This window comes from Photobacterium sp. AWH4_225 (assembly GCF_056158405.1).
The window spans coordinates 1,616,352-1,640,095 of the sequence record NZ_JBSWTF010000001.1 but is presented as its reverse complement, the minus strand read 5'-3'; the positions used below and the strand labels follow the sequence as shown (position 1 = coordinate 1,640,095).

The window sequence follows — 23,744 nt, the reverse complement described above, 5'->3', positions numbered from 1 at the left end:
AAAGGCCTCTCACAGCGAGAGGCCTTACCGTTTTACAACTGAACTATTTTACAGCTGAACCATGAATGACTTATCGAGCGGAATACGGAACTCCTTGCCCATCATGTCATAAACATTGAAGCGCACTGTGTTCCAGTTATCTTCGAAGTTGTATTCGAACACGCTGTCGCCGGTTTCTAGACTTTGGGTCAACGTCCATTCTGTCGCATAACCCATCATACCGTTACCGAAATCCATATAAGGCGCGTCAGCAGGCACACGGTAAGGTACAGTTGATAGTTTCATCATGCCATTTTGCACACTTGTTGGTTCGGTCAGTTTGCTCATAAAGTAGCTCGCATGGACGTAGCGACTGTGGGCATTACCGTTACCGATAGAGCCGTAGTCTGTATCACGGTCAGCATTTTCCCAGCGAGACGCCACCTCTTCTTTTTGAGCCAAATGCTGCTTTAGGGACGGGTCATTAGTCATGACCATCGCTTCTTCACCACGGTAGGTATTTACACCATCCTCGTCCATCTCAATCACCAGGCGGTCACCGCTCTTATCAGTCACCGACCAGTGTAAATTCATTTCCATCGGCATGCCATCAAGACTCAAACGACCAAAATCAAGATCCGGTAGCGCTTTGACGATCTCATCAACCGAGGCGTAGTTTGTCAGAAGGTACTCACCGAAAGTGAACTGGGTGATCTGAGAGCTGTTGGTTACCGGCTCCATGGTCATTGAAGGGTAGAATAAGGTGTTCACCTGCAACCCTTCACTGTTAACGCCATCACCCACTAGCTCACCATAGGCAAAAATAGCCACAACATCATATTTGACCTTGTACTCGTCGCCGATTCCATTGCCCTGGATAGACCGCATGTCACCTTTATTGATGTTGCCAAGAACTGGCTTTGTCGATTCGACCCAGTCCATGGTTCTTGTGGTCATTGTTCCTAACTCGGTATTCCAAGCAATAGAAGTACAGGCATCGGCGAGCCCTGAAAGGGTACCACCGAGAAGAATAGCAAGGGCAAGTGTTTTATATTTCATAGTTGCTCCGATTTCACGTTTGGGTATGCTTTTGACTTTAAAGCGATATCGACAAACGATGAAATCGGGTCATGAGGGTTTGATCCTCACTTGGAGGCTATCATTTAAAGGCTATATTGATGGCTATACTGCTTGAATAATGCGGTCGCTTCTTTGACAACGGGACCCGGTATCGTATTGCGAATCCAAAGGTTTATTGGAAATAGCAGGGTGCTGTTGACTTCTCCCAGCTCAATGGTGGCAAGTTCGCCGGAACTCAAAGAATCATCCACACTATGGCGTGGTACGATTGCCCACCCTTCTCCGCTTAGCAGTAATTGCTTGAGGATACCTATACTACTAATCTCTTCGGCGTGGTTAGACAGGGTCACCGTTTTTGCCAGCCCTGAGTTAATATAATCTTCGAGCAATAGTTGCCTTGATCGTTTGACTGCTTTGAGATCATTAAGCTGCTGTTGCTTGATAAAGTTTGGGCTAGCGCAAAGTACGAAGGGTAAATTGAGCAAATAGCTATATTGAATAAATGTCGTCGCCTGGCCAGCAGGCACCAGCATGATAGCCATATCAGCCTCACCTTCTTCCAGTGCTTTTCTCACACTATCTATGTTGCGATGACGCCAGTGAATTTTCACCAACGGAAACTTACTCCTTAGCCCTTTCATCACATCACTGATCAGCCCCATTGGCACCAGTTCGCTATAATAGATACTTAGCTCGCTCTCAATACCTTTTTCGCGGTTCTGGCACAATTGCTCAAATGACTTGGTCGTTTCTGCCAGGTTTTTAGCGTGCTGGTAGAGCACTAGCCCTTCTTCTGTTAGTTGAGGGTAGCGGCTCGTCCTGTCGAACAGTTCCATATTGGTTTCAATTTCCAAATTGGTCACCACCTGCCCCAAGGTCGTCCGGTGTTTGCCCAATTGTTTGGCTGCGGCACTGAAAGATCCACAATCGGCAACCGCGATAAAGGCTTTTATTTGCTCATAGCTGATATTCATTTCACCCTCACCTAACTTCACTCCCTACTCGCTCGAAATCAATCGGCCAAATCCCAACCCTATAATATGGCAAGAAGCAATATACTGACTGAATTACGAGTGACTTTGCTCTGTTATTCCCCTTCTTTCTTGCTTGATCATTTTAATTCCAACTATCCCGAACCCCAGCTCCAGAACGAGATACACCACTAGTAGCCAATGCGGCATTCCATCGACAATCAAACTGCCTACTCGGCCTACTGCCAATCCCAGCATAAATATAACTAGGCTGTATAACGCGTGAAGCTTGTACTTTTTGGTAAAAGCACCCAGCAGCCAAAACAAAGCTAGAGCCATATACAGCCCCATAATGGCTCGGAATATATGAGCAACATTTGTTGGGGTAGCATCGATATCAAACAGGTAGCGCAGTGATATTTCTGGAGCAACGCCATATGAAAGGGCTATGGGCGTTAGTCCGCATGCCGCTAACAATAAAAAGATACTTTGTGGTTTCATAGTGTTTTTGAGTTAATTTAACAATGTCAAAAGCATAGTCGGAGTTTTAATCAACTGTCACTTAGTGACTCAACAACACCATCACTTCCGCATGCTCCGTGTGGGGAAACATATCAAACCACTGCAGCCGCTGAACCTCATAAATCTGCAGAGCCTGCAAGTCCTGCTTCAGGGACTCAGGGTTACAACTGGAGTAGATAATATATTTTGGCCCCAATGCGGCAAGTTGCTCGATTAATGCTTGCCCCAACCCACGACGAGGTGGATTCACCAATACCAACTCAGGTGCACGTCCTTGCAAATGGGAGAATTGGGCAGAATCCAACGCATCAAATTCGAGGTTATTGATCCCCAAATGCGCGGCTGAAAACTTGGCACTGGCAATCGCTTCAGGTTCAATCTCGATACCAACAACACGCTCAACATTATCGGCACAGTGCAAGGCAAATCCACCCACACCGCAGAACAAATCCCACATCGTAGTCGGTGCTAGCTCCCTGACCCAATTGCGAGCTGTCGCATATAGCTGCTCTGCAACCTTCGGGTTAGTCTGGAAAAAACTCTTTGGCCGAATCACCAATGGCACACCATTGAACTGCTCGACCAAATGCTGGGCGTCAGTCAGGAAAACCTCTTCTTCCCCTTCCAAGCGCGCCATATGAATAGGTTGCAGGTTTACCGACACCACCTTCACTTGTGGCCAATCAGCTAGCAACTTTCCAAGGTTCGCTTCAATCCGAGAAACTGCATCTCGACTTCGCATCACGAACCTCAGCATGAACTCCCCCGAGCACTCAGTCCGGGTCAGCAGGATGTATTTCAACTCACCTTTCTTTTTCACCTTGTTGTAAGGAGGGATCCCCGCCATGCAAATCCATGTCTGTAGGTATGCCAATAATGCCTGCATGTCATCTGGATACAGTGGGCAATCACATAAGCTAACTGGCTGGTTATCGGCTCCTTCAATCCCTAGCACTGGCTGATGCGCAGCACCAAGCACAACCATTTTAGCCTTGTTACGACACCCAGTTTTCACGCTTGGAACAACTGATAGCCACTGCTGTGGCATGACTGTTGAAAGCAGTTGTTTAAGCGTTTCATCTTTTTGTTGGATTTGTTGTTGGTATGGCAGACCAGAAAAACAACAGGAGCGGCAGCGTTGTTGGTTAAAGTGAGAACATTGCATGAATTTACGGCTATTGAAGAAAAGCCGCTAGTCTATTCTTTTAAATCAAAAGCACCATTTGGGTTCTCGATAGTTGTCACAAGCGATATTTATCAACACGCTATTCGCGCTACTGACGTTTGCGGTAGCATACTTTGCCCATGCCATTATGGATAGAAAAATCCATAATCATTGGATATTCTGACTCTTTCCCACTACCTGCCAAACCTTCATTATACTTTCCATCAAACATACGGTTCGAGGTCATCATGAAAGCAGTCGGTTATCAGCGCAATCTACCAATCCAAGACGAAGCATCACTACAGGACATTACGTTAGACACGCCAACAGCCACAGGCCATGACTTGCTGGTTGAAGTTCAGGCTATCTCAGTTAACCCAGCGGATTATAAGATACGCCAAGGGGTACCTGCTGAAGACGGTAGATGGAAAGTGATTGGGTGGGACGCTACGGGTATCGTAAAAGCGGTCGGTGAGAACGTGACCTTGTTCAAGCCCGGCGACAAAGTCTGGTATGCCGGTGATATTTCTCGCTCAGGTAGCTATGCCGAAATGCAGTTGGTCGATGAGCGTATTGTGGGCAAAATGCCTCAATCACTCTCTTTTGCAGATGCTGCGGCCCTGCCGCTGACTTCAATTACGGCGTGGGAATTACTATTTGATCGCCTCAATGTCGTAAGAACGGCTTCTGACAAACGTATATTGGTCATTGGTGCTGCCGGCGGTGTTGGTTCAATTATGGTGCAGTTAATCAAACAACTTACCAACCTGGAGTTGATTGCAACGGCTTCTCGTCCCGAGACCATTGATTGGCTCAAAGACTTGGGCGCAGACCATATCATCAACCACCGCAACCCTCTTGGTGAAGAGTTTGAGAAACATGGGCTTGATGAGGTTGACTACGTGGTGAGCCTGAATAATACCGAGCAACACATTGGTGAGATCGTAAAAGTGATCAAACCCCAAGGTCAATTTGCCTTGATTGATGATCCTGCATCGTTAGATATTGTCCCATTCAAGACCAAATGTGTGTCTATCCATTGGGAATTGATGTTTACCCGTTCCTTGTTCCAAACGCCGGATATGCAAGAACAACATGAGTTGCTCAACGAGGTCTCGGAAATGATCGACAATGGTGATATCAAGACCACAGTCGGTGACCACTTCGGCAAGATTAATGCTGAGAACTTGCGAAAAGCCCATGAGTTTTTGGAAACAGGCAAAGCGAAAGGCAAGATTGTGCTTGAAGGGTTTTAAGCTGTTACCCAAGTAGTAATAAATCCATAGACGGGCGCTCACTTTTACAGTGAGCGCCCTTTTTTATTTATCAGCTATCGCGTCATTTCTATTTACTAGCGATACAGTGACGCATAGTTGGGGACATGGCTTACCCAACGTGGCGGATCACCAATATCATCCTGGAAAGCCTGGATAAACTCGCGTACTAAAGGCGTTTGCTTACGGTGTGGATAGACCGCATACACCGCCCTATCTTTGCTGGAAATCACGTGATCCGTCAGTAACGTCACTATCCCCTGCTCTTCGATATTCTGGTTAAGGTTATAAAGATCAATCACCGCATAACCCAAACCATCCCTGACTCCAGCAACCATCATTCGGACATCACTGACCTTGTAGTTACCTTTCATTTTGTATGTTTTGAAGTTGTCTCCATGCGGCTTATCACTCATCCACATTTGATCCAAGGTAGTATCAGCATTGCTGTAAACCACTGCCGGTAGCTCGGCGAGCGACTCTGGAGTTGTTGGAGTGCCGTGTTTTTCTATAAAAGCTTTAGAAGCTATAACAGCAAAATGGGTATTGGCAATTTTTTTGGCGATCAGGTTGGACTCTTCCAGTTTGCCAATCCGGAAGGCCAAATCATAGTGATCGGCAATGATGTCAGCTTTCTTATCATCCAACGACAACGTCACTTTGACATCCGGGTATTTCTGCATAAATCGCGAAATCACCGGCTGAAGATACTCCTGCCCAAGAAATACTGGCGAGGTAATACGAATAGTGCCTTTCGGCGTCGACTGGTATGAGTCCGCGATATTATGGATGTTGTGCAAGGTATCGATAAGCAGCTGGGCCTGCTGCAAAATCTCCTCCCCTGCTGGTGTCAAAGCAAAAGAGCGGGTTGAACGATTGAGCAGTTGCACGCCAAGGCCAGCTTCCAGCTTTTTGATTTGCTTGGAAAGTGAAGAGTTGTCCATATCATGCAGTGCTGCCGCTTTGGAGAACGACCCTTGCTGCACAACATCGAGGAACAATGATAGTTGGTTGGTAATGGACATTGATAACCCTTATCCGTGGCGGCTTATACAAAATAATATAAGGATAGTTTTGAAACTTTAAGTACTTTTTAACCCGTTATCACAACGGAAACCACTAACGTTTCTGTTCGGTGAGTCTCAATGCTCCATTGTACCAACTTCAGCTTAAACTCAAGGGTGTATTACTGTGTTTTCTTCCCGCTCTATACGATGGCATAGCAATCTCCTAATTGGTTATTCATGTCCACTAATCGAGTGAAGTCCATAGTCACTTTGATGTTTTGGGGCCAGATGCCAATATGTAAATCACAAACATAATTATCAAAGGTAATGTCATCCATTTCACCGCGGCAATTATAGAATGAAAATAAAATATTTCATCAGTAACTTCACTCGGGTATCGCAAAAAATAAATCTCTATTGTATTCTCTAGGCAATCTAAAGAACCTAAAAAAAATGGAATATAAACAATTACATTTAATCTTGAGTAAGGGTGATACCCCTTTTTACGAAGAAGGAAAGCTAAAAGCGAAGAAAAAAACAAAGAGTATGAAATCGCATAAATATAGTCGATAAATATCCAATCTAAGAAATATGAAATACCATCATCACCCCACTGATTAATAATGTTCAAGCCAACACTTTTATCAAATGCCAACTGAAGCTCTATAACACTAAATCCATTACCTGAATCAATATTTGGATTCAAAACAAACATTACCAAATAAAACATAATCAAAGTGGCAGTAGTAGATACAATCAACACCGGCACTTTACTTAGAAAATCAATTAAACGTAATCTAATCCCAAAGCTATTATTTATTTATTCCATTGTAATCATCCTTGCATACAGTTGATGTAGCAATCCTATTACATTAATATGATACCAACAAGAATGCACAAAAATGTGCGTCACGCACAAAATGTATACTATTGAGGAAATAATGAAGGATAATAGCCAAACTTGTAATCCCGACTGTCCATATGAAGTCGCATTAGACATCATCGGCGGCAAATGGAAAGGTTTCATTATATTTCATCTATGGAACGACACTAGGCGCTTTAGCGAATTGCAACGGCTGATTCCAAACATCACACAAAGAATGCTTACAAAGCAACTTAAAGAGCTTGAGGGGCATAAAATAATTAAGAGAAAGGTTTATGCCGAAGTTCCCCCTCGGGTTGAATATTCTCTTACAAAGACTGGAGAATCAATCAAACCTGTATTAGAAACCATTGAACAATGGGGGATCAAATATATTCAAGAACAAGAGAAGGCCTAGCGGGTTAATCCGGTTCTACCACACTTGGTAAGTCTGACTACAGTCCTTCCTAGCTTTGCCAATTCTCCTCCAGCTATTGTCGGGTTAGAAGCTGTAGTGCTTCACACTTCAGAACTCGTTAATTAGCTCGAATTAGTAAAGGCACTGATAAAGAATGATGCACTAACACTACTTGTCACATCTCTACCTTCTATGCAAAAGCCAAGCCTCATCCTTGTATGCTTTTCGCCACTTAGAAAGCATGAATGGATGAATATCTAATGCCTCAGCTACCGATTTAACGGTTCGGTGAGTCTCGAAGCTCCATTGCACCGCTTTCAACTTAAATTCTAGTGAATATTGCGGTGTTTTCTTCCCCGTTTTAGTGGACTTTAGGATCGAGCTTAGCCAAATCTAAGTCAAAGTACTGATAATAAATCGGTATGCTGAACTTATCACGTAAGTAAATTAAATATTCAGCAATATCCTTATCAATTTTATTTGGTGAAACTATTATTAACTTATTTGCATTCTCTTTTGAGGGGAAATAAGCATACTCCATCAATTGAGAAAGAGCCTCTCTTATACACCCCAATAAAGATGGTGATGTTTTTATTTCATAAAAAGTGTACTCAGAGCAAGATGTCTTGACTACTAAATCCACCCTTGTCCCATTAGTATTTATTTGCTCCGTGCCTACATTAGAACTTCCAAACTGTTGTACCAATTGAAGATATGCACCATTCTGGATTCGATTATGAATATAATCAACTTGTGTTTCATGATCAGAATGAGCAGTCCAACCAAGATCTTTACCAGGATTATGCCCAGCCACAAAGTTAAATCCGGACGTAATGAATTTTGGTTTTCCATCGTATTGCTGAAAGTTATAATAAGTAGCTTTTATTGACGGATCTTTAGCTGAAAACAACTTTGGTGGTGATTCTAGATTAACATTATTAGGATTAAACTTTACATTAACAAAATGTTTAGGATTAAATGATTCTAAATCTTCAAATTCGGCTCCGACTTCCTTTAAGTCTTGAACCATTTCATCAAGCCAACCACGTTTTTTATATTCATCATATACTAGCAATGACTCTTCATCGTGAACTAACTCTACATTATCTATTTCACCAACCCACCACCGTGTACCTGTTTCACTATTTATTGTATAGAGATGAATATTGACTGTTTTCCCTTTATGCGCATTTCTTCCATTATTAGCAGGCTGTAGAAAGCTATAATGATAGCCATTTATTATTTTACTAGTGTCAAATAGCCACTCCTCATGACCATAACCTACTTGGTCTTCATAAGCCTCTTTATTTTTTGACTTTCCTTGAGGCCCTGATGGCTTTACCCAGCCTTCTGTATTCCAACAAATTCTAGCTATTTTGTCTTGCATCTACCTTCCTTTAATAATCATCGGTATAACGATTAAATTTAACGAATGACATGGACTCCCCCTCATCAGACTTTGCCACACTTGGTAAGTCTGACTACAGTTCTTGGAGGCCACCATGTCACAATCAATTTATGGCATTGATTTAGCCAAACATTCGTTCAGTATCCACGGTGAAGATCACCAAGGCAAGGTGCTGATCCATAAAACAATAACCCGATCGAAAGTCCTTTCTAGTTTTGCCAATATCCCACCGGCTATCGTCGGGATGGAAGCCTGCGGCGCTTCCCATTACTGGGCTCGTGAAATAGCTAAACTCGGCCATACAACAAAAATAATGGCTTCCAAATATGTGGCGCCTTTCAGGACGGGTGCCAAAAATGACCTCAATGATGCCGTAGCAATTTGCGTTGCTGTCACCCGCCCTTCAACACGCTTCGTTAAGATCAAATCACCTGAGCAACAAGCAATCTTGCTCCTTCATCGCGCTCGCGATAACTGGGTTCATGAGCGAACAGCACTGTTAAACCAGATGCGAGCAATGCTGGCCGAATTTGGTATCATCGCACCAAAAGGCCGACATGCCTTACAAACAGCAATTCCAGAAGCACTTGAAGATGCTGACAACCAACTTCCCGATCTCGCGAGGGCTATCCTTTCCGATAGCTACGACCACTTATTGAATATAAATCAACGTATCGCTGACCAGGAACGATGCTTCGATATGCTGGTTTCATGCAGCCATAACGCGCAAAAAATCATGAAAGTTGCTGGTATTGGCCCGATAACCGCAACCGCTGTAATCGCCAGTATCGGCAAAGGTGAGCAATTTGATAAAGGCCGTGACTTTGCCGCCTGGCTCGGTCTAGTTCCGTCTCAATACTCAACCGGCGGAAAGCCGAGGCTTGGTCGAATAACAAAAAAAGGAGATAGATACCTGCGAACCTTATTGGTTCACGGTGCCAGAGCGGTTATCTCGGCCATAGGAAATAAAACTGATCGCCTCAGTCTATGGTGCAAAAGCTTGGTCGAACGACGAGGCTTCAAGCGCGCTATTGTTGCTCTGGCAGCCAAGAACGCACGAATTATCTGGTCGCTACTGAGTAACGACACCGAATATCAACCAATATAAAAACCAAACTTTTTCTAACGGAATAGATAACTTCACCGGGTCATTGCAATAGCCAATGATGATGTAAGGTTCAGACCTTTTGCGGGAAAACCTGATAATGCGGCGGGCACTGTAGATGCCTTCTAACGAATGAGGAACCGCAACCGCGTAGTGTCATCAGGGTCATGGCATCAAAAGCCAGTAAACAGACCGAATGTAGAGCGGCAGTCCCAAACCTTATATTACCTGACGCTATTGTTGACAACCGGGGGAGTCCATGTAGCCGCATTAAGGTGTGAGCGACGCTTGGCTATACTTGAGCGAAGCGAAACTGCCAAGCGTTGCGAATCACTCTTAAATGCTTTGTTAGCTTTTCCACTGGTAGTTATTCATGATCGATTCTGCATAGTTTATGAGATTCAATTTTTTCTGATGTAAATCTGCTGACGAAGTTGAAGGCATTGAGAGGTTCTTTGACCAATATTTCTCTACCAAAGGTTGTAATGCCTCATGACATTTACCTGTTTCTTTCAGCCTAACTTCGGACATAAAACTCTCTTTAAAGCCTTTATCCATTTCACAAGAGGCTTGGTGCCAGCAATATTCGAGTTCCTGCATCATTAAGCCCACAGTCGCATCGCCTGAAGCTAACCAAGATATATCACAAACTCTGTCTCGGAAACTGTATAGAAATTCAGTTGCAGATATAAACATACAAAGATCTTTAGCCATGTTGTCTAACAACTTTTCCTCATCAGATCTCTTCGATTTCAATTGCATATCTTTATCAATCTTGCTTATCATTTTTTTATCAAATTGAGACTGATTTTTACGAGCGTAAAACAAGACCAAAGACAAAAGCATTACAAAACCAAATTGCGGTAAATTGTTAAACTTTACTGTTTCAGTAAGTATCTCTACATGTTTTTTTACACCACCTGGTGTTAAAAATATATTTTTAACGATGACCAAATATGCCTTAACTATGTCAACATTAGATTGAATATTGTTCGTATGTGACCTAATTAAACCTTTAAAGTTCTCCAATGCTTCTTTTGGGTATCCACACTGGTAGTCATCTAATAGTGATTGGTTGAATTCATCCATTGCTTGGTCAGGATTTGAGTATCCAAGGTACAATTCAGATGCTGCAAATATTGTCGAAAAATTCAAGCCGTAACGTTTCACGCAATTTATCATTGCTTCTATATTGTCTCTGTTACGTTTTTGCCATATATCGCCAAAAATATTCGAATCAATGACTAATGAATTCACAGTTTGAGATACATTTCCTGAAACCACTTTAGGGTACCCAGAGAAAGGAAAACCAATGTATATAGGTTTGTCTCCTGTACTGAGATCTATAGTTGTGACTTCAAACGGAATCTCACCAGAAAAGTCAAAAGTTACTGTATTCAATTTCAATCTCCATTATCTCGGTAAAGCTAACATTTTATTTTACGTACACCTTTCGCATATCCGCCCAAAACTCGATATACGCGAAAGAGATATTCGCAAGAAGATCGTATATCATGCCCCAAGAACACAACGTTCCTTAGATCTTACTCCCTTGACCATTCTTTTCGCACACAACAAATCAAACAGCAAAGTACAGATATCCATGCATTTTACTCCATGTAGTGAGTAGTACAAACATCAATAATGAATATGTGAAGTATTTCAGGATGTAGAGGTGGCGCTTTGCAGTATTCAGATACGAAATGTCGCTCCGTAGAAGGAGCGACATAGGTGGTATTACTTAGGCGAGGTTATTGGTTACTTCGACAAAAACGGTATCGTGTTTTGCTCAAACGCTTCTAATGATGGAAATAGTTTTTCAACATCAATATATTCATCAAACCATGTTGCCAGTGTCGCATTAACTTGGTCAGCTGCGATTTCTGGGATCAAGCGGCCATTATTGTAGTCATACTCGCTGCCCGGCGTTAAATCAGGCCATTTACCGTAGGCTTTACCGCCATTCACAGCACCGCCCATTACCAACTGATGACCCGCCCAACCATGGTCTGTACCTGTATCATTAGCCATCAAACGGCGGCCAAAGTCAGACATGGTAAAGGTCGTCACATTATCCAGCATGTTGATGTCTTTAAGATCATCATAGAAGTCTGCCATCGCATCTGAAAGCTGCTCCAATAACGCATGATGGGTATTCTTCTGATTATGGTGGGTATCAAAGCCGCCAAGACCAACAAAGTAAATCTGTCTGTGATGTCCCATTTCCGCATGCTTTTTGATTAACTTGGCCGTGGTATGGAGCTGCTCGCCCAATGAAGAGCGGACGGTATCATCATCCTCTTCACCCAGTAATTCAGCCAACCTTTCATTCTGATAATAACGACTCGACATGACATCCGTGTAGTTGTCTTTGAAGAGGTTATTGAACTGACGATCAAAATGATCTTCCAGCGCTTCTCGACGTTCGTCTTGATCTAGCCCGTTATATTTACCGGCACCGCCTCCCGTCATAACCATTTGCTCATACACATCATTGCGGAGCCATTTCTGCTCGCCGTTCAATGACATCATCGGTGATAAATCGTTGGACATATATACACTTTCAACCATACGACCCGCCCACCCGAGCTTGTCTTCCATGTTGAGCGCACCCGACTGCCACATGGTCTGCTGTAGGTTATGCGCCATCAAAAAGTCTGGGACAGGGTGCGGGGTACCTTCCCCGATAATTGGGCCAACAAGCTGGCCTGAGTTCACAATCACTGTCGCATTGTTGTCCCTGAACACAGACTCCAACCGCGCCATCGCTGGGTGTAAGCCTAGGCTAACTGCCGGGCGATTATTGCCGGCTTCTGATTGAATACCGATATTTACCAGCTCATGCTTTTCAATCGCTAATGTTGGCCGAGCTTTTTCGTACTCATCATAATGAGCATCTACAGGTACCACCATGTTGTAAGCATCATTACCGCCGAAGAGGAAAATACAAACGAGGGCTTTAAATCCATCATCACCAGCAACCGCATGTTTGCTCAATGATAAACCGGGTACTGCTGATAATGCGCCAAGTGCAGTAGAGCTTTTCAAAAAGTGGCGACGTGACATTTTCATTTTGGATAACTCCTACTCTTGGCAACGGAAATCAGGGGAACATTGAATAGCAAATAGCGTTGCAAACGTTCTTCTATCTGTACCAATATTTTTGTCAGTCATCTCAATAAGCAGATTTTCAAGGTAGTGATGCAGTTCATCTGACATCAAGCCAAAGAAGATCCGCTCATTAATCCACTCCATGTAGCGCTCAGGATCATCTACCCTGTTTTCCAAAGGCGTTCTATCCCATGTCCATTGCTTCTGCTGGGTGTATCGATGGCTCAGGATAAGGCCCCACATTGCATTGGAGATCCGGCGCATGGAGTCCATCGTGTGAATGTTGAATTCCGGAGCGGTAAGCTCTTTATTGGCTATTTCCCCTTTCGGGGCGTAATCAGGTTCATAAAAATTGAATACACTCGGTGCCTGTAATGGCGCTTGACCGAAGTTATTCTGAAGTCCAGGGAAATCCCACCAGCGGCGAGAATCATTACTTTTGACGTTTAACGCTCGGCAGAAGTTAGTCATCGCAATGACTGGTTCTTTGACCTTGCCGAAGTTACGTGGATTAGAACCAAAGTTCTGGTGATCTGCCATTGCACGGCCTTCAAGCAAATCTTCATCAAGCAGAATCGCTTTAATCACCGCCTTCATATTGCCGCGTACGCCCGCACCATCATCAATAAAGACCCGTGCAACTCGTTCAATGTAATCACGACGAGGGTTACTGATGGTTAAACGCTGAATTAACAGCCGTGAGATAAAGACCGGCGTATTTGAGTGTTGATATAACAGCTCGATGGCCATATCCAAATCATCGCTAGCACTTTGGCCTGCAGGAAAATCGAAACCTAACACTGACTTAGCACCTTCATCGTGCCAGTCCGGATTATTCACCATGGATTTAGTATTACTGTCTTTCCCGTCAGCATCTTTGTCCTTTCGCCACCCGGTTAATGCACGGGACAGTTCTTCAACATCTTGCTGGGAATAAGCAGGAATCGGCTTTCCTTGATTATCTAATATTGGTTGGCCATTAATATTTAATTGCCATAGGCCAATAGAAAATAGCTGCATAACTTCACGAGCATAATTTTCGTCTGGGAAAGTATTATTTTGCTCATTGTGAGCCCGGCTTCCAGCCAAGGTCAAAAATTGCCCCATTGCCGGGTGCAAAGTAACGGCTTTTAATAGTTCATCAAATCGACCAAAAGCATTTCTCACCAACACATCGTAGTATGAGGCCAAGCCTTCCCCACCCGGGCCACCATTATTCGAGACGACAAATACCTGGCTCAAAGCGAACGCGACTCGTTGACGGAGTTGGTCTCCTCCAGTAAGTGAACGCTGCCACCATGCACTCATTCGGGCACTTTCATTTAATGGTTCACCAGTGTCTTCTGCCACTTTGCGAGCAAGGTTCAAGTGCATGTTCTGACGGGAAAACTGATCTTCAAACCAGCCATCTATCCCGCCATTGAAATCAAGAAGCTTTTCGACATCGCCGTGCTTCGGGCCAAATGTCGCTCGGTACAGGAACTTCGTTGCCTGAACCGAATCATTAATTGTTATTGCCACTGCTCTTCCTTATTGATTCATTCAGCGTCTTTACGCTTAAAACATTAAGCGGCTGAATAATAGGAACTCCGAAAGCAACAAATGTTGATTTTACGTCAATTCATTCGAATCGAAATAAGGGTTGGGAACAGGATAACAAATAAAAAATTCTTACATTTACCCATTGAAGAAGTTAACAATACCTTGAAGCTCCAATGTTAAAAGCAAGTGATAGATAAGACGATATTTTACTTCTAGATCTATGGTTAAAAAAAGAGCCAGCGTCATGCTAGCTCTTTCCATCAATAACTCCGCCTCTGTCTTAAAGAAAATCTAAGGTATTTTTTGGGAATGTCTTTAAAGATGGGAATAGCTTTTCTAAATCCCCATTGTAATCAAACCAATTTGCCAATGTGGCATTGACCTGATCGGCGGCGATCTCTGGGATCAAACGGCCATTGTTGTAGTCATATTCACTACCCGGTGTCAGATCTGGCCATTTACCATAAGCTTTCCCTCCTTTTACAGCTCCACCAACGACCAACTGATGCCCTGCCCAGCCGTGATCAGTGCCTGATTCGTTTGCCATAATTCGACGACCAAAATCAGACATTGTGAAAGCGGTGACCTTGTCGGATAGCCCTTGCCGTTTCATCTCTGTGTAAAAGGCTGCAAGTGCATCAGACACCTGGCCCAACAGACCCGCATGAGCTTCTGCTTGATCTTTATGGGTATCAAAGCCGCCTAAGCCGACAAAGAAGATCTGGCGGTTATGCTTCAGCTCCGCTGCGTTTCTTACCTTGATTAACTTGGCGGTGGTATGAAGCATATTGCCTAGCTTTGTCTGCGGGAAACCATCAAGATCTCCAACGGCCCCCAATGCTTCATCCAATGCGTCGTTCTCGTAATAACGGCTAGCCATAGTCGTTGAGTAGTTTTCCGTATACAGATTGGCAAACTTCTCTTCGAAATGACGCATCATGGCACCAACACGGTCGCTGTTATTCATTCCGTTATACTTGCCTGCCCCATCGCTGGTCATTACCAAAGGCTCGACAGTGTTGTTCCGCAACCACTTCTGCTCTCCGTTCAAAGACATCAGTGGGGATAAACTGCCGGACAGATTCATTTCCTGAATCATGCGACCCGCCCAGCCCAGTTTGTCATTCATGTTTTCTGCACCCGACTGCCACATGGTTTGCTGCAGGTTGTGGGCCATTAGAAAATCTGGCACTCGGCTATTAGGGTTGTTCTCACCAATGATAGGCTCAACTAACTGCCCTGAATTTACAATGACTGTGGCATCGCCTTCATCAAAAGCTGATTTAAGGCTTTCCATTGCAGGGTGTAAACCCAACTGAATATCGTTTTCAGTAGCAATACTTAACGGCACTAACTCTTTCTGAGCAATGGCAAGGTTGGGCCTCGCTTGCACATAAGTCTGGTAAGCACTGTCTGTGGCAGGGATCACCATGTTGTAAGCATCGTTCCCGCCAAACAGGAACACGCAGACCAACGCTTTATAGTCTTCCTCAGAAGCATGGGCCATATTCAATCCGGTCAAAGCAGGCGCAACCGAAGTCGCACTTAACGCTACCGAGCCTTTCAGGAAGTGTCGACGTGATAATTTCATGATTTACTCCTGGCAGCGAAACTCTGGCGAGCATTGAATGGCAAACAGCGTGTCATTGATTTTTCTATCATCACTACGATTCGCTGCACTCATTTCGTCCAACATTTGGCGAATAAACCCGGCTAGCTCAGCCGACATTAACCCCGCAAAGAGACGTTCATTGAGCAACGCAATATACTCGTCGGGTTTGTTTACCCGATTCTCGAACTGTGAACGATTCCAAGACCAATGCTTTTGTTTAGTACTGTCATGAGACAATATCATGGTCCACATCCGGTTAGAGATACGCCGCATGCTGTCCATTGAAAGGATGGCAAACTCCGGTGCCGACAATTGCTTATCTGTTATTTCACCTTTAGGGGCATAATCAGGTTCATAGAAATTGAACACGCTTGGGGCTCGCAATGGGGCCTGACCAAAATTGCTCTGGGTACCGGGAAAATCCCACCAGCGGCTTGGATCATTGCTCTTCACGTTGAAGGCTCGGCACAGATTCGCCATCGCGATAACAGGCTCTTTCACTTTACCGAAGTTACGGCCATTAGAACCGTGATTTTGATGATCCGCCATTGCTTTACCGTCAATGACATCTTGATCCAGCAATATGGCTTTGATCACCGCAGTCATGTCACCACGAGCACCTTTGCCATTATTCTTGAATACATCCGCTACCCGCTGGACATAAGAGCGGCGGGGATTACTTATGGTCAGACGTTTAATCAGTAGAACTGAGATAAACATGGGTGTATTGCGGTGATTGAACAATAAATCTAGCGCTTGTGATAAATCTTGCTCTGGGGACTGACCTTCGGGAAAAGTCTGGCCTAAGACTCGCTTTTCGCCAAAGTCGTGACGTCGGTGATCAGCATACATAGGCTTGAGATAGGTATCACGTCGCCAGCCAGTCAGTACCCTTGCTAACTCTTCGACGTCTTGCTGGGTGTATGTCGGCTCTTTGTTTCCCTGACTATCGAGCTTTGGCATACCATTATTTTGTAACTGCCATAAGCCAAGACTAAATAGCTGCATGACCTCTCTGGCATAGTTCTCATCGGGAAAAGTATTCTTCTCAGGATCAGCCTTGCGACTCCCTTCAAGGGTCAGAAATTTCCCCATTGCGGGGCTCAGTGTGACGGCTTCAAGTAAATCTCGGAAATTGCTAAAAGCGTGTTTAATCAGAACATCGTAATATTCAGCTAACGCTTCAGAATTTGGACCTCCGCTTCTCGATACAACGAAGATCTGACTTAATGCATAAGCGACGCGCTGCCTGAGCTGATCACCGGATGTTAAGCTGCGATTCCACCAAGCGCTTAAGCGAGCATTTTCATTGATATTGTCGCCGCTGGCTTTTGCATATTGCTCAACTAACGGACGGTGTAAACGCCAATTACGCGTAAACTGATCGTTGAGCCAGGCCTCCTGCCCCATGTTTAAAAAGTCTTCAACATCCCCGGACTTTGGGCCGAAGGTGGCTCGGTACAGGAATTTCGCCGCCTGTTCCGGTTCATATATTGAGCTAGCCACGGCACATACCTCTCTCCTTAGTCATTATTGTTCTTGAAGGATTTATTCAATATTAATAATGATTCAGAAGCATCAATAGAAGAAATGAATATCCTTTTTTTGGGACTAAAGTAGCAATTAGCTAACCCTTAACCTCTGAAATATATTAGGAGTGAGTAGTTTGAAGAGAAGGTTTAAAAAAGGCGGGATACACCCGCCTTACTATCATGCAATACAAAAAGTATTAACTCTTGCTTTGCTGCTGAGCGATTTGTGCTTTAACGATTGGACGCAATTGCTCGATAGGCATATAGCCCGGAATGATTTCCGTGCCCATGATCATCGCAGGCGTCCCACGTAAACCGAGCTCGGTAAACATCTGGTAGTTCTTATCGATCATCGCCCGGGTCTCATCTTGGCGCGCTAAGCTCCCCTCGGTCCCCGTATGTTTGGCAATACGAGTAAGTGAGGTTTTATCGTGCATCTGAGGACGTTTTACCAACAACTGATGAACTTGCTCATAGGCATCGCGATTTTGCTGCCATACGTTCAGGGCAAACTCTGCTGAACTAGTACCCAATCCCTTCACATCTTGTTGCTTTAGCGGCACATAGATGTTCACGACTCTAATGTCATTAGGCATTTCTTCAACCAGCTGCTCGAGAACTGGATCCAGCTTCTTACAATATGGGCAGTTATAATCAGTGACATTAACAATAGTGAACGCTGCATCCGCCTTACCAATTGTCGTATGCTGCGGGTTGTTATAAATCCAGTCTTGGTATTTCGCCATCATTTCTGATTGGCGGTTTTGCTGATCAAGGTACAGATTCAAGCTTGTCAGCAGGCCATCGATCAAGTCTGGGTTTTCAACCAACACCGCCTCGATCTTTTCCAGCTTCTCTTGCTGGTTCTGGTTTAATGGCTCAGCGAAGCTAATAGAAGAATAAGAGAATGTCACAGCAGCCACTAGCGGCAGAATAATAGATTTTTTCATGATTTTTCCTAGATTAAATACGTTAACAAGTTGAAGTCGTTAACGCTTTACTCCAGAAAGCAACAATGCCGCAAATGAAGCCGTGTCTTGAAGTACACCAGCTCTTCAAAGTAACGATAAAAATAAGCTAACGGCGTTGGCAGCCATTCCATATCAAAGTGAGTAAACAAAATAAGTGGTGTATCTGCCCCTTCATCCGAGAAAACCTGGTACCGGATGAGCTTTTCACTCAGGCTACAGACACCAGTCTCATTTTGGTCATCACTTTGTTTGGGCGAGATCCGTTGCCACTCAGGGACACTGCTCGCATATGTGTTGGCATCAACGACTTTGAGCTGTAACGTAGAAACAAAGCAAAACACGACCACAAAGCCGATAATGCCAATACTGGCTTTTGCCTTATTTATCAATTGCTCATAGCTATTCACGTTACTAATACTTCTTCATCAAGCCGATTATTCAGAGGTAAGGGTTAGTGCTTTTCTGGCACATTAAGTTCCAACTCAAAAAGCAAAATAACTTTCTATTGCTCAATTTATATTCACCCTACCTCCCCGCGGACATTGTACGCCGATTGTATTGAAATGTATGGATCACAAAAATGCTATTGAACAGCGTTTTATTGATCGTTACTATTCACCGCAACAATAAATGAGCAGGTTAAACCTAGCTCACTAGATAACAGACTTTAAGTCTCGAATACATAATTAGGACAATCATGAAAAAGTTAATGCTACTACCTTTGGCTGCACTTGTAGGTGCTTCTTTCGCTGCTAACGCTCAAGAGCCAATGACCCAGAACTTCGACTACATTTCTGGTGGTTTTCAGTACAGCAAATTTAACAAAGACCTGCCATCTGAAGCTGTAGAACTCAACGGCCGTTATTACGCAACAGCCCTATCTGATGATGCTGCAGGTCTTTACCTACGTGGTAGCTGGAACTTCACCGACAACTTCTTTGTTGAAATGCGTGGTGATGCATCTGCTGTTGACGACTTGATCGTTTCGAATGGCCTTATGGGTGTGGGTTACTACATGCCAGTTCAGGATAACTTTACTGTTTATGGTCTTGCGGGTTACTCAAAATCTCGTATCGAAATTGATGTCCGCTCTTTCTTCGGTAAGTACAGTAATAACGAAGAGCAATCAGGTTTCACCGGTGAGTTAGGTGCTCGTTACCAAGTAATGGATAAGTGGATGGTTGAGCCTGCCGTTCGCGTAGCTGACTACGACGACACTATGTACGAGCTTCGCCTTGGTAACAACGTTCAAATTACCGATCACGTTAGCCTAGAAGCAAACCTATCTCGCATTGATTACGATATCTTCGCTGAAACAAACTTCCAGCTAGGTGCTCGCTACAGCTTCTAATAGAACGCCTCATCAACGTTCTCGCTAGACATTCCTCTTCGGAGTTATTCGCTTACGCTAGGTTAAAGCGACGGCCTGTATAAACAGGCCGTTTTTTTTGCTTTGTAACTAGGTAAATATATGGCTCACATCAGTGACGGAAGCCATTGAACTTGCCAATCACCGACCCAAACTCCTCAATTTGCTTGGCAACCATATCCACGCTCTGCTGCCAGAACGCGGGTTGACGGATATCCATGCCTAGGTGTTTCTCTACCACCTCTTCTGCCGTCATCGAGCCCGTATCACGCAGTAAGGCTTTATAGTCGGTATAGAAGCTATCGCCTTTCGCTTCACGCTGGGCATAGACCCCTTTACTGAACAAGTAGCCAAATAGATATGGGTAGTTATAGAAACTGATCTCTGCGATGCTAAAGTGCAGCTTGCTGGCCCAGAACATCTCATTGGTTTCGTTCATGGCCTCGCCGTACCACTCCTGCCATGTTTCAGACATCAGCGCCTTAAGCTGGTCTGGCGTAAACTCGCCGTCTTTACGTTGCTCATAATAAGCTTTTTCGAACTCATAGCGTACTGGGATGTTAACCATAAGTGCCAAGGCAGACTGCGCTTCTTCCCATAGCATCAGCAGCTGTTCTTGCTCACTGTCGGCTTTGGCCATCAAGGCATCACGCACCACGTTTTCTGCAAAAATTGAGGCGGTTTCAGCCAACGTCATCGGGTAGCGGGTTTGCACCAATGGCATGTCTTTCATCACCCAGTTATGGAAGGCATGGCCCAGTTCGTGGGCTAAAGTGAGTACATCCGACATACTGCCGCCCCAGGTCATAAAGACTAACGGGGTTCGGCTATCAGCAAATTTGGTGCAGTAGGCACCCAAACGCTTGTTTGGCTGCGGGGCTGCATCAATAAGCTTGTTCTCCACCATCATATCGACGAAGTCAGCCATTTCCTGGTCAACATCCGCAAACGCCTCACGGATAATATCGATGCCTTGCTCGAAGCTATATGAAGAGCCTTCGCCACCGGACAAATCAGGCATAGAAGCCATCTCATCCCAAGGTTTTAGCTTGTCAGTGCCAAACAAGCGCGCCATTTGCAATCCTGCTTTTTGCCCAATATGACGGTTGTCTTTAGCAACAGCCATCATGGCATCCAGCGTGGCTTTTTCAATGCGGCTGGTATGCAAGCTTGGATCAAGGAAGTTCACCTGCTGGGAGTGACTACGCTTCTCATATTCGGTAAGGCGAGCACCAGACAGTGCATTCAAAATGGCAGCAAAGCTTTCCTGATGTGCTGTCATCGCTTCAGAGATTGCACGCCAAGCAGGTTCTCTGCGCAGGCTGTCACCGCCATAAAGAATACTCGCCGCCTGTGATAGCCCCATACGTTCTTGCTGACCATCAGGTAATTGCAAAGTGACCTTTAGGCTGCCGGTGATATTGTCGTAGAGACGTCCCCACGCCAGCTTGCCATCAACGTCCAGTGCAGTAAGCAACTGCTCTTCAGCAACAGACAACTGCTGTGGCTTTAGCAATCGCTCGCGCTCAAGCAGGAAACGCCATGACGATAGCGCCTCGTCACCCTCAGTCATTTCGAGCAAAGCATCAAAGTCCTCAAGGCTGAGCTTTACAATCGCCTGCATGAATGGCGTCATGGCTTGGTCAAGCTGGGACTGCAAGACATTGACCTTGCCTAAGAGTTTTTTGGCTTGTTCATCAGCAGCGTCTACCGACAATATGCAATTTACAAACGCACTCAGGGTCATCACCTTCACACGCTCGACTTGTTGTTTTGCCAGCGCGGAAGCCAGTCCTTGCAATGACGTTGAGTCCAATGTTGCCAACTGCGGCAAAAGTGCCTCTACAGTAGCAAGATCTTGTTCGATTTTTGGATCATTCAGATCCTGATAAGCAATGGAAAGATCCCAGCTCGGTGTGTTCATTCGTTCTCCTTGATGAGCATTACGCATTCGTCAAAAAAAGCGTTAATCAGTAAACAATAGGCAAGATTTGCCTTCATGTTCAATCCGCTGTATTTGCGTAGAAAAGACAGCTTCTAGTGTGTCTACTATCATGACGTCCTGTGGCTTTCCTTTCGCCACACATGAACCGTTGTTCAATAAAATCACTTTATCCGCTTCACGGAGGGTACGATTCAAGTCATGGTTGGCCATAACCACCGCGATCCCCTTGCCCGCTAGTCGACGGATTATTTGGTACATAATCGCTTCTTGGCCGATATCCAATGCCGCAGCTGGTTCATCCAACAGCAGTAACTGGGCGTCAGGGTTCAGAGTCGGCCACACTTGAAGACAGGCAGCAGCCAACCTTACTCGCTGCCATTCACCACCCGATAACTGCTGGATATTACGATTGAGCTTATCGATTATTTTCAAGGCGCCGCAGACTTCATCTATCGCCTCTTGAACATTACCAGCAGATAGCTCCCCCAATGGAGACAGGGCCAAAGACAGATAATGATATACCCCTACCGCAAAGGCAGGTTTGTCCTGCTGCGACAAATAGCTACGCATTCTGGCCAGTCGCGGGAGATCTAGCTTTTCGAGTGACTCATCAGATAGGCTGACCTCACCTTTAGCCTCAACCAATCCAGACAGCATTGAAATCGCGCTACTCTTGCCGCTGCCATTGGGGCCGATCAAATGAACAATCTCACCTCGACGGACCGAAAATGAAACCGGTAGTAGCCGCGGTGGCATCGCCAAATTCTTAGCCGAAAGCACCACAGGTTGTGACTCTTTTATCGTTTCCATTCACAACCCCTTAATTAATCTGCGAGCGCATGAGCATCCAAATAAACACCGGCGCTCCCAAACTAGTGATCACCACCCCAACCGGTAACTCAGCTGCCGGTAGCATAACCCTTGCGAGGGTATCAGCTAAGGCTAATAGCAATGCACCGCATATCGCCGACAACGGCAGTAGATACCTGTTTTCTGTACCCAGCGCCAGACGTATCAAATGAGGCACGACTAGACCGATAAAACCGATAACGCCGGCCATGGCAACCGATGAGCCAACCAAAAGGGAGACAACAAGAATCAAGCGCCAACGGCTAGCTTCTACATCTAACCCAAGTTGTTTGGCCTGGTGCTCGCCCAGCATTAATAAATCCAGTTTTTGACCCTGTAGGCAAAGCCATAGTAGTACAGGTAGGATAAATAGCAGCAAGACCAGTTGCTGCCAACTCACCCCTGCAACACTCCCCATCAACCAATACATCAATAGGCGCAGGTTTAAGTCGTCACTGAAATAAAAGGCCCAGGTCACAGCAGCACCGGACAAAATCCCCAAAGCCACACCAATGAGCAGCAAACGGGCTGTTGAAACCCGCTTCCGCCGAGATAAACCGACCAGAACAAGAGTAAACAGCAGTGCCCCAGCCATTGCTGCGATCATCATTAAAATAGGTGTTGGTGCAAAAGGCAGAACAAATAACAATATCACTAACGCAAGGCTGGCACCGCCTGATATCCCAAGCACGCCCGGCTCTGCCAACGGATTCCCTAATAGGACTTGAAGTACCGCTCCTGAGGCCGCCAAAGAGGCACCTACAGCCATAGCTGCCAATAAACGAGGTAACCTAAGCTGTATTAACAGCTGCTGCTCAAGGCCAGTCTGAGCAGACCAAGGCCAAATGAAGATTTCCCCTACGGAAAGCCCTAGAAAAGACGCAATAACTAATGCGATAACGGCAGTGATAAAACCGATGCGCCATCGCGCTTGCCGGCGAACAAGAAGATCATTTAAGAGCATGAGTGAGAAGGCATAATAAGTAACGACGCCTTACCATACCGTCTCACTCATAAAATGA

At 44.9% G+C, this 23,744-nt stretch carries 22 protein-coding genes; 4 read left to right on the top strand and 18 right to left on the bottom strand.

The window, feature by feature from the left end; all coding sequences use genetic code 11:
- Positions 1 to 48: 48 nt before the first annotated feature.
- The 4 genes from ACXAD4_RS07880 to rlmC all read right to left on the bottom strand — a co-directional run bounded on the left by ACXAD4_RS07880 (position 49) and on the right by rlmC (position 3,717).
- On the bottom strand, positions 49 to 1,038 hold the full coding sequence (locus ACXAD4_RS07880) for a linear amide C-N hydrolase (RefSeq protein WP_475240337.1): 990 nt from the start codon (positions 1,036 to 1,038) through the stop codon (positions 49 to 51).
- Between the two features lie 104 nt (positions 1,039 to 1,142).
- Positions 1,143 to 2,033, bottom strand: coding sequence for a LysR family transcriptional regulator (locus ACXAD4_RS07875; RefSeq protein ID WP_475240335.1), 891 nt, complete (start codon positions 2,031 to 2,033; stop codon positions 1,143 to 1,145).
- Between the two features lie 93 nt (positions 2,034 to 2,126).
- On the bottom strand, positions 2,127 to 2,531 hold the full coding sequence (locus ACXAD4_RS07870) for a DUF4345 domain-containing protein (RefSeq protein ID WP_475240333.1): 405 nt from the start codon (positions 2,529 to 2,531) through the stop codon (positions 2,127 to 2,129).
- Between the two features lie 61 nt (positions 2,532 to 2,592).
- Positions 2,593 to 3,717 carry a 23S rRNA (uracil(747)-C(5))-methyltransferase RlmC gene (rlmC, locus tag ACXAD4_RS07865; protein ID WP_475240330.1) on the bottom strand — a complete coding sequence of 375 codons (1,125 nt, stop codon included), beginning with the start codon at positions 3,715 to 3,717 and terminating at the stop codon, positions 2,593 to 2,595.
- Between the two features lie 248 nt (positions 3,718 to 3,965).
- On the opposite strand from rlmC, the gene ACXAD4_RS07860 reads away from it, so the two are divergent.
- Complete coding sequence (locus ACXAD4_RS07860; protein ID WP_475240328.1) at positions 3,966 to 4,973, top strand: zinc-binding alcohol dehydrogenase family protein; 1,008 nt, start codon at positions 3,966 to 3,968, stop codon at positions 4,971 to 4,973.
- A gap of 95 nt (positions 4,974 to 5,068) precedes the next feature.
- Here the strand turns inward: ACXAD4_RS07860 and ACXAD4_RS07855 are convergent, their stop codons facing one another.
- Complete coding sequence (locus tag ACXAD4_RS07855; RefSeq protein ID WP_475240327.1) at positions 5,069 to 6,016, bottom strand: LysR family transcriptional regulator; 948 nt, start codon at positions 6,014 to 6,016, stop codon at positions 5,069 to 5,071.
- A 247-nt stretch (positions 6,017 to 6,263) separates the two neighbouring features.
- Positions 6,264 to 6,758 carry a hypothetical protein gene (locus ACXAD4_RS07850; RefSeq protein WP_475240324.1) on the bottom strand — a complete coding sequence of 165 codons (495 nt, stop codon included), beginning with the start codon at positions 6,756 to 6,758 and terminating at the stop codon, positions 6,264 to 6,266.
- 181 nt (positions 6,759 to 6,939) lie between these two features.
- Here ACXAD4_RS07850 and ACXAD4_RS07845 point away from each other — a divergent pair, with 181 nt between their 5' ends.
- Complete coding sequence (locus ACXAD4_RS07845; RefSeq protein WP_475240321.1) at positions 6,940 to 7,278, top strand: winged helix-turn-helix transcriptional regulator; 339 nt, start codon at positions 6,940 to 6,942, stop codon at positions 7,276 to 7,278.
- Between the two features lie 183 nt (positions 7,279 to 7,461).
- Here the strand turns inward: ACXAD4_RS07845 and ACXAD4_RS07840 are convergent, their stop codons facing one another.
- On the bottom strand, positions 7,462 to 7,656 hold the full coding sequence (locus ACXAD4_RS07840) for a transposase (protein ID WP_475242731.1): 195 nt from the start codon (positions 7,654 to 7,656) through the stop codon (positions 7,462 to 7,464).
- Positions 7,640 to 8,665 (bottom strand): hypothetical protein, encoded by a 1,026-nt coding sequence (locus ACXAD4_RS07835; protein WP_475240318.1) that lies wholly within the window; start codon positions 8,663 to 8,665, stop codon positions 7,640 to 7,642. The genes ACXAD4_RS07840 and ACXAD4_RS07835 overlap by 17 nt, the downstream gene beginning before the upstream one ends.
- A 115-nt stretch (positions 8,666 to 8,780) precedes the next feature.
- Between ACXAD4_RS07835 and ACXAD4_RS07830 the strand changes: the two genes are divergently transcribed.
- Positions 8,781 to 9,794 carry an IS110 family RNA-guided transposase gene (locus ACXAD4_RS07830; protein WP_475240316.1) on the top strand — a complete coding sequence of 338 codons (1,014 nt, stop codon included), beginning with the start codon at positions 8,781 to 8,783 and terminating at the stop codon, positions 9,792 to 9,794.
- A 345-nt stretch (positions 9,795 to 10,139) separates the two neighbouring features.
- Here ACXAD4_RS07830 and ACXAD4_RS07825 read toward each other — a convergent pair whose 3' ends face one another.
- The 7 genes from ACXAD4_RS07825 to ACXAD4_RS07795 form a co-directional block, all read right to left on the bottom strand.
- On the bottom strand, positions 10,140 to 11,192 hold the full coding sequence (locus tag ACXAD4_RS07825) for a hypothetical protein (protein ID WP_475240314.1): 1,053 nt from the start codon (positions 11,190 to 11,192) through the stop codon (positions 10,140 to 10,142).
- 357 nt (positions 11,193 to 11,549) lie between these two features.
- Entirely contained in the window at positions 11,550 to 12,863 is a 1,314-nt protein-coding gene (locus ACXAD4_RS07820) for a DUF1501 domain-containing protein (protein WP_475240311.1), read from the bottom strand.
- 12 nt (positions 12,864 to 12,875) lie between these two features.
- Positions 12,876 to 14,423, bottom strand: coding sequence for a DUF1800 domain-containing protein (locus ACXAD4_RS07815; protein WP_475240308.1), 1,548 nt, complete (start codon positions 14,421 to 14,423; stop codon positions 12,876 to 12,878).
- Between the two features lie 301 nt (positions 14,424 to 14,724).
- On the bottom strand, positions 14,725 to 16,035 hold the full coding sequence (locus ACXAD4_RS07810) for a DUF1501 domain-containing protein (RefSeq protein WP_475240306.1): 1,311 nt from the start codon (positions 16,033 to 16,035) through the stop codon (positions 14,725 to 14,727).
- 3 nt (positions 16,036 to 16,038) lie between these two features.
- Positions 16,039 to 17,562, bottom strand: coding sequence for a DUF1800 domain-containing protein (locus tag ACXAD4_RS07805; RefSeq protein ID WP_475240303.1), 1,524 nt, complete (start codon positions 17,560 to 17,562; stop codon positions 16,039 to 16,041).
- Between the two features lie 223 nt (positions 17,563 to 17,785).
- Complete coding sequence (locus tag ACXAD4_RS07800) at positions 17,786 to 18,538, bottom strand: DsbA family protein (protein WP_475240301.1); 753 nt, start codon at positions 18,536 to 18,538, stop codon at positions 17,786 to 17,788.
- A gap of 47 nt (positions 18,539 to 18,585) precedes the next feature.
- Complete coding sequence (locus ACXAD4_RS07795) at positions 18,586 to 18,966, bottom strand: hypothetical protein (RefSeq protein WP_475240299.1); 381 nt, start codon at positions 18,964 to 18,966, stop codon at positions 18,586 to 18,588.
- Between the two features lie 290 nt (positions 18,967 to 19,256).
- Here ACXAD4_RS07795 and ACXAD4_RS07790 point away from each other — a divergent pair, with 290 nt between their 5' ends.
- Positions 19,257 to 19,910: an outer membrane beta-barrel protein gene (locus ACXAD4_RS07790; RefSeq protein WP_475240297.1), complete on the top strand. Its 654-nt coding sequence runs from the start codon at positions 19,257 to 19,259 to the stop codon at positions 19,908 to 19,910.
- A gap of 130 nt (positions 19,911 to 20,040) precedes the next feature.
- Here ACXAD4_RS07790 and ACXAD4_RS07785 read toward each other — a convergent pair whose 3' ends face one another.
- From ACXAD4_RS07785 to btuC, 3 genes are read right to left on the bottom strand one after another with little or no spacing between them, the layout of a single operon-like run.
- Positions 20,041 to 21,852, bottom strand: coding sequence for a M3 family oligoendopeptidase (locus ACXAD4_RS07785; protein WP_475240295.1), 1,812 nt, complete (start codon positions 21,850 to 21,852; stop codon positions 20,041 to 20,043).
- A gap of 42 nt (positions 21,853 to 21,894) precedes the next feature.
- Complete coding sequence (btuD, locus tag ACXAD4_RS07780; protein ID WP_475242730.1) at positions 21,895 to 22,656, bottom strand: vitamin B12 ABC transporter ATP-binding protein BtuD; 762 nt, start codon at positions 22,654 to 22,656, stop codon at positions 21,895 to 21,897.
- Positions 22,657 to 22,693: 37 nt separating this feature from the next.
- Positions 22,694 to 23,686, bottom strand: coding sequence for a vitamin B12 ABC transporter permease BtuC (gene btuC / locus ACXAD4_RS07775; RefSeq protein ID WP_475240293.1), 993 nt, complete (start codon positions 23,684 to 23,686; stop codon positions 22,694 to 22,696).
- Positions 23,687 to 23,744: the final 58 nt, after the last annotated feature.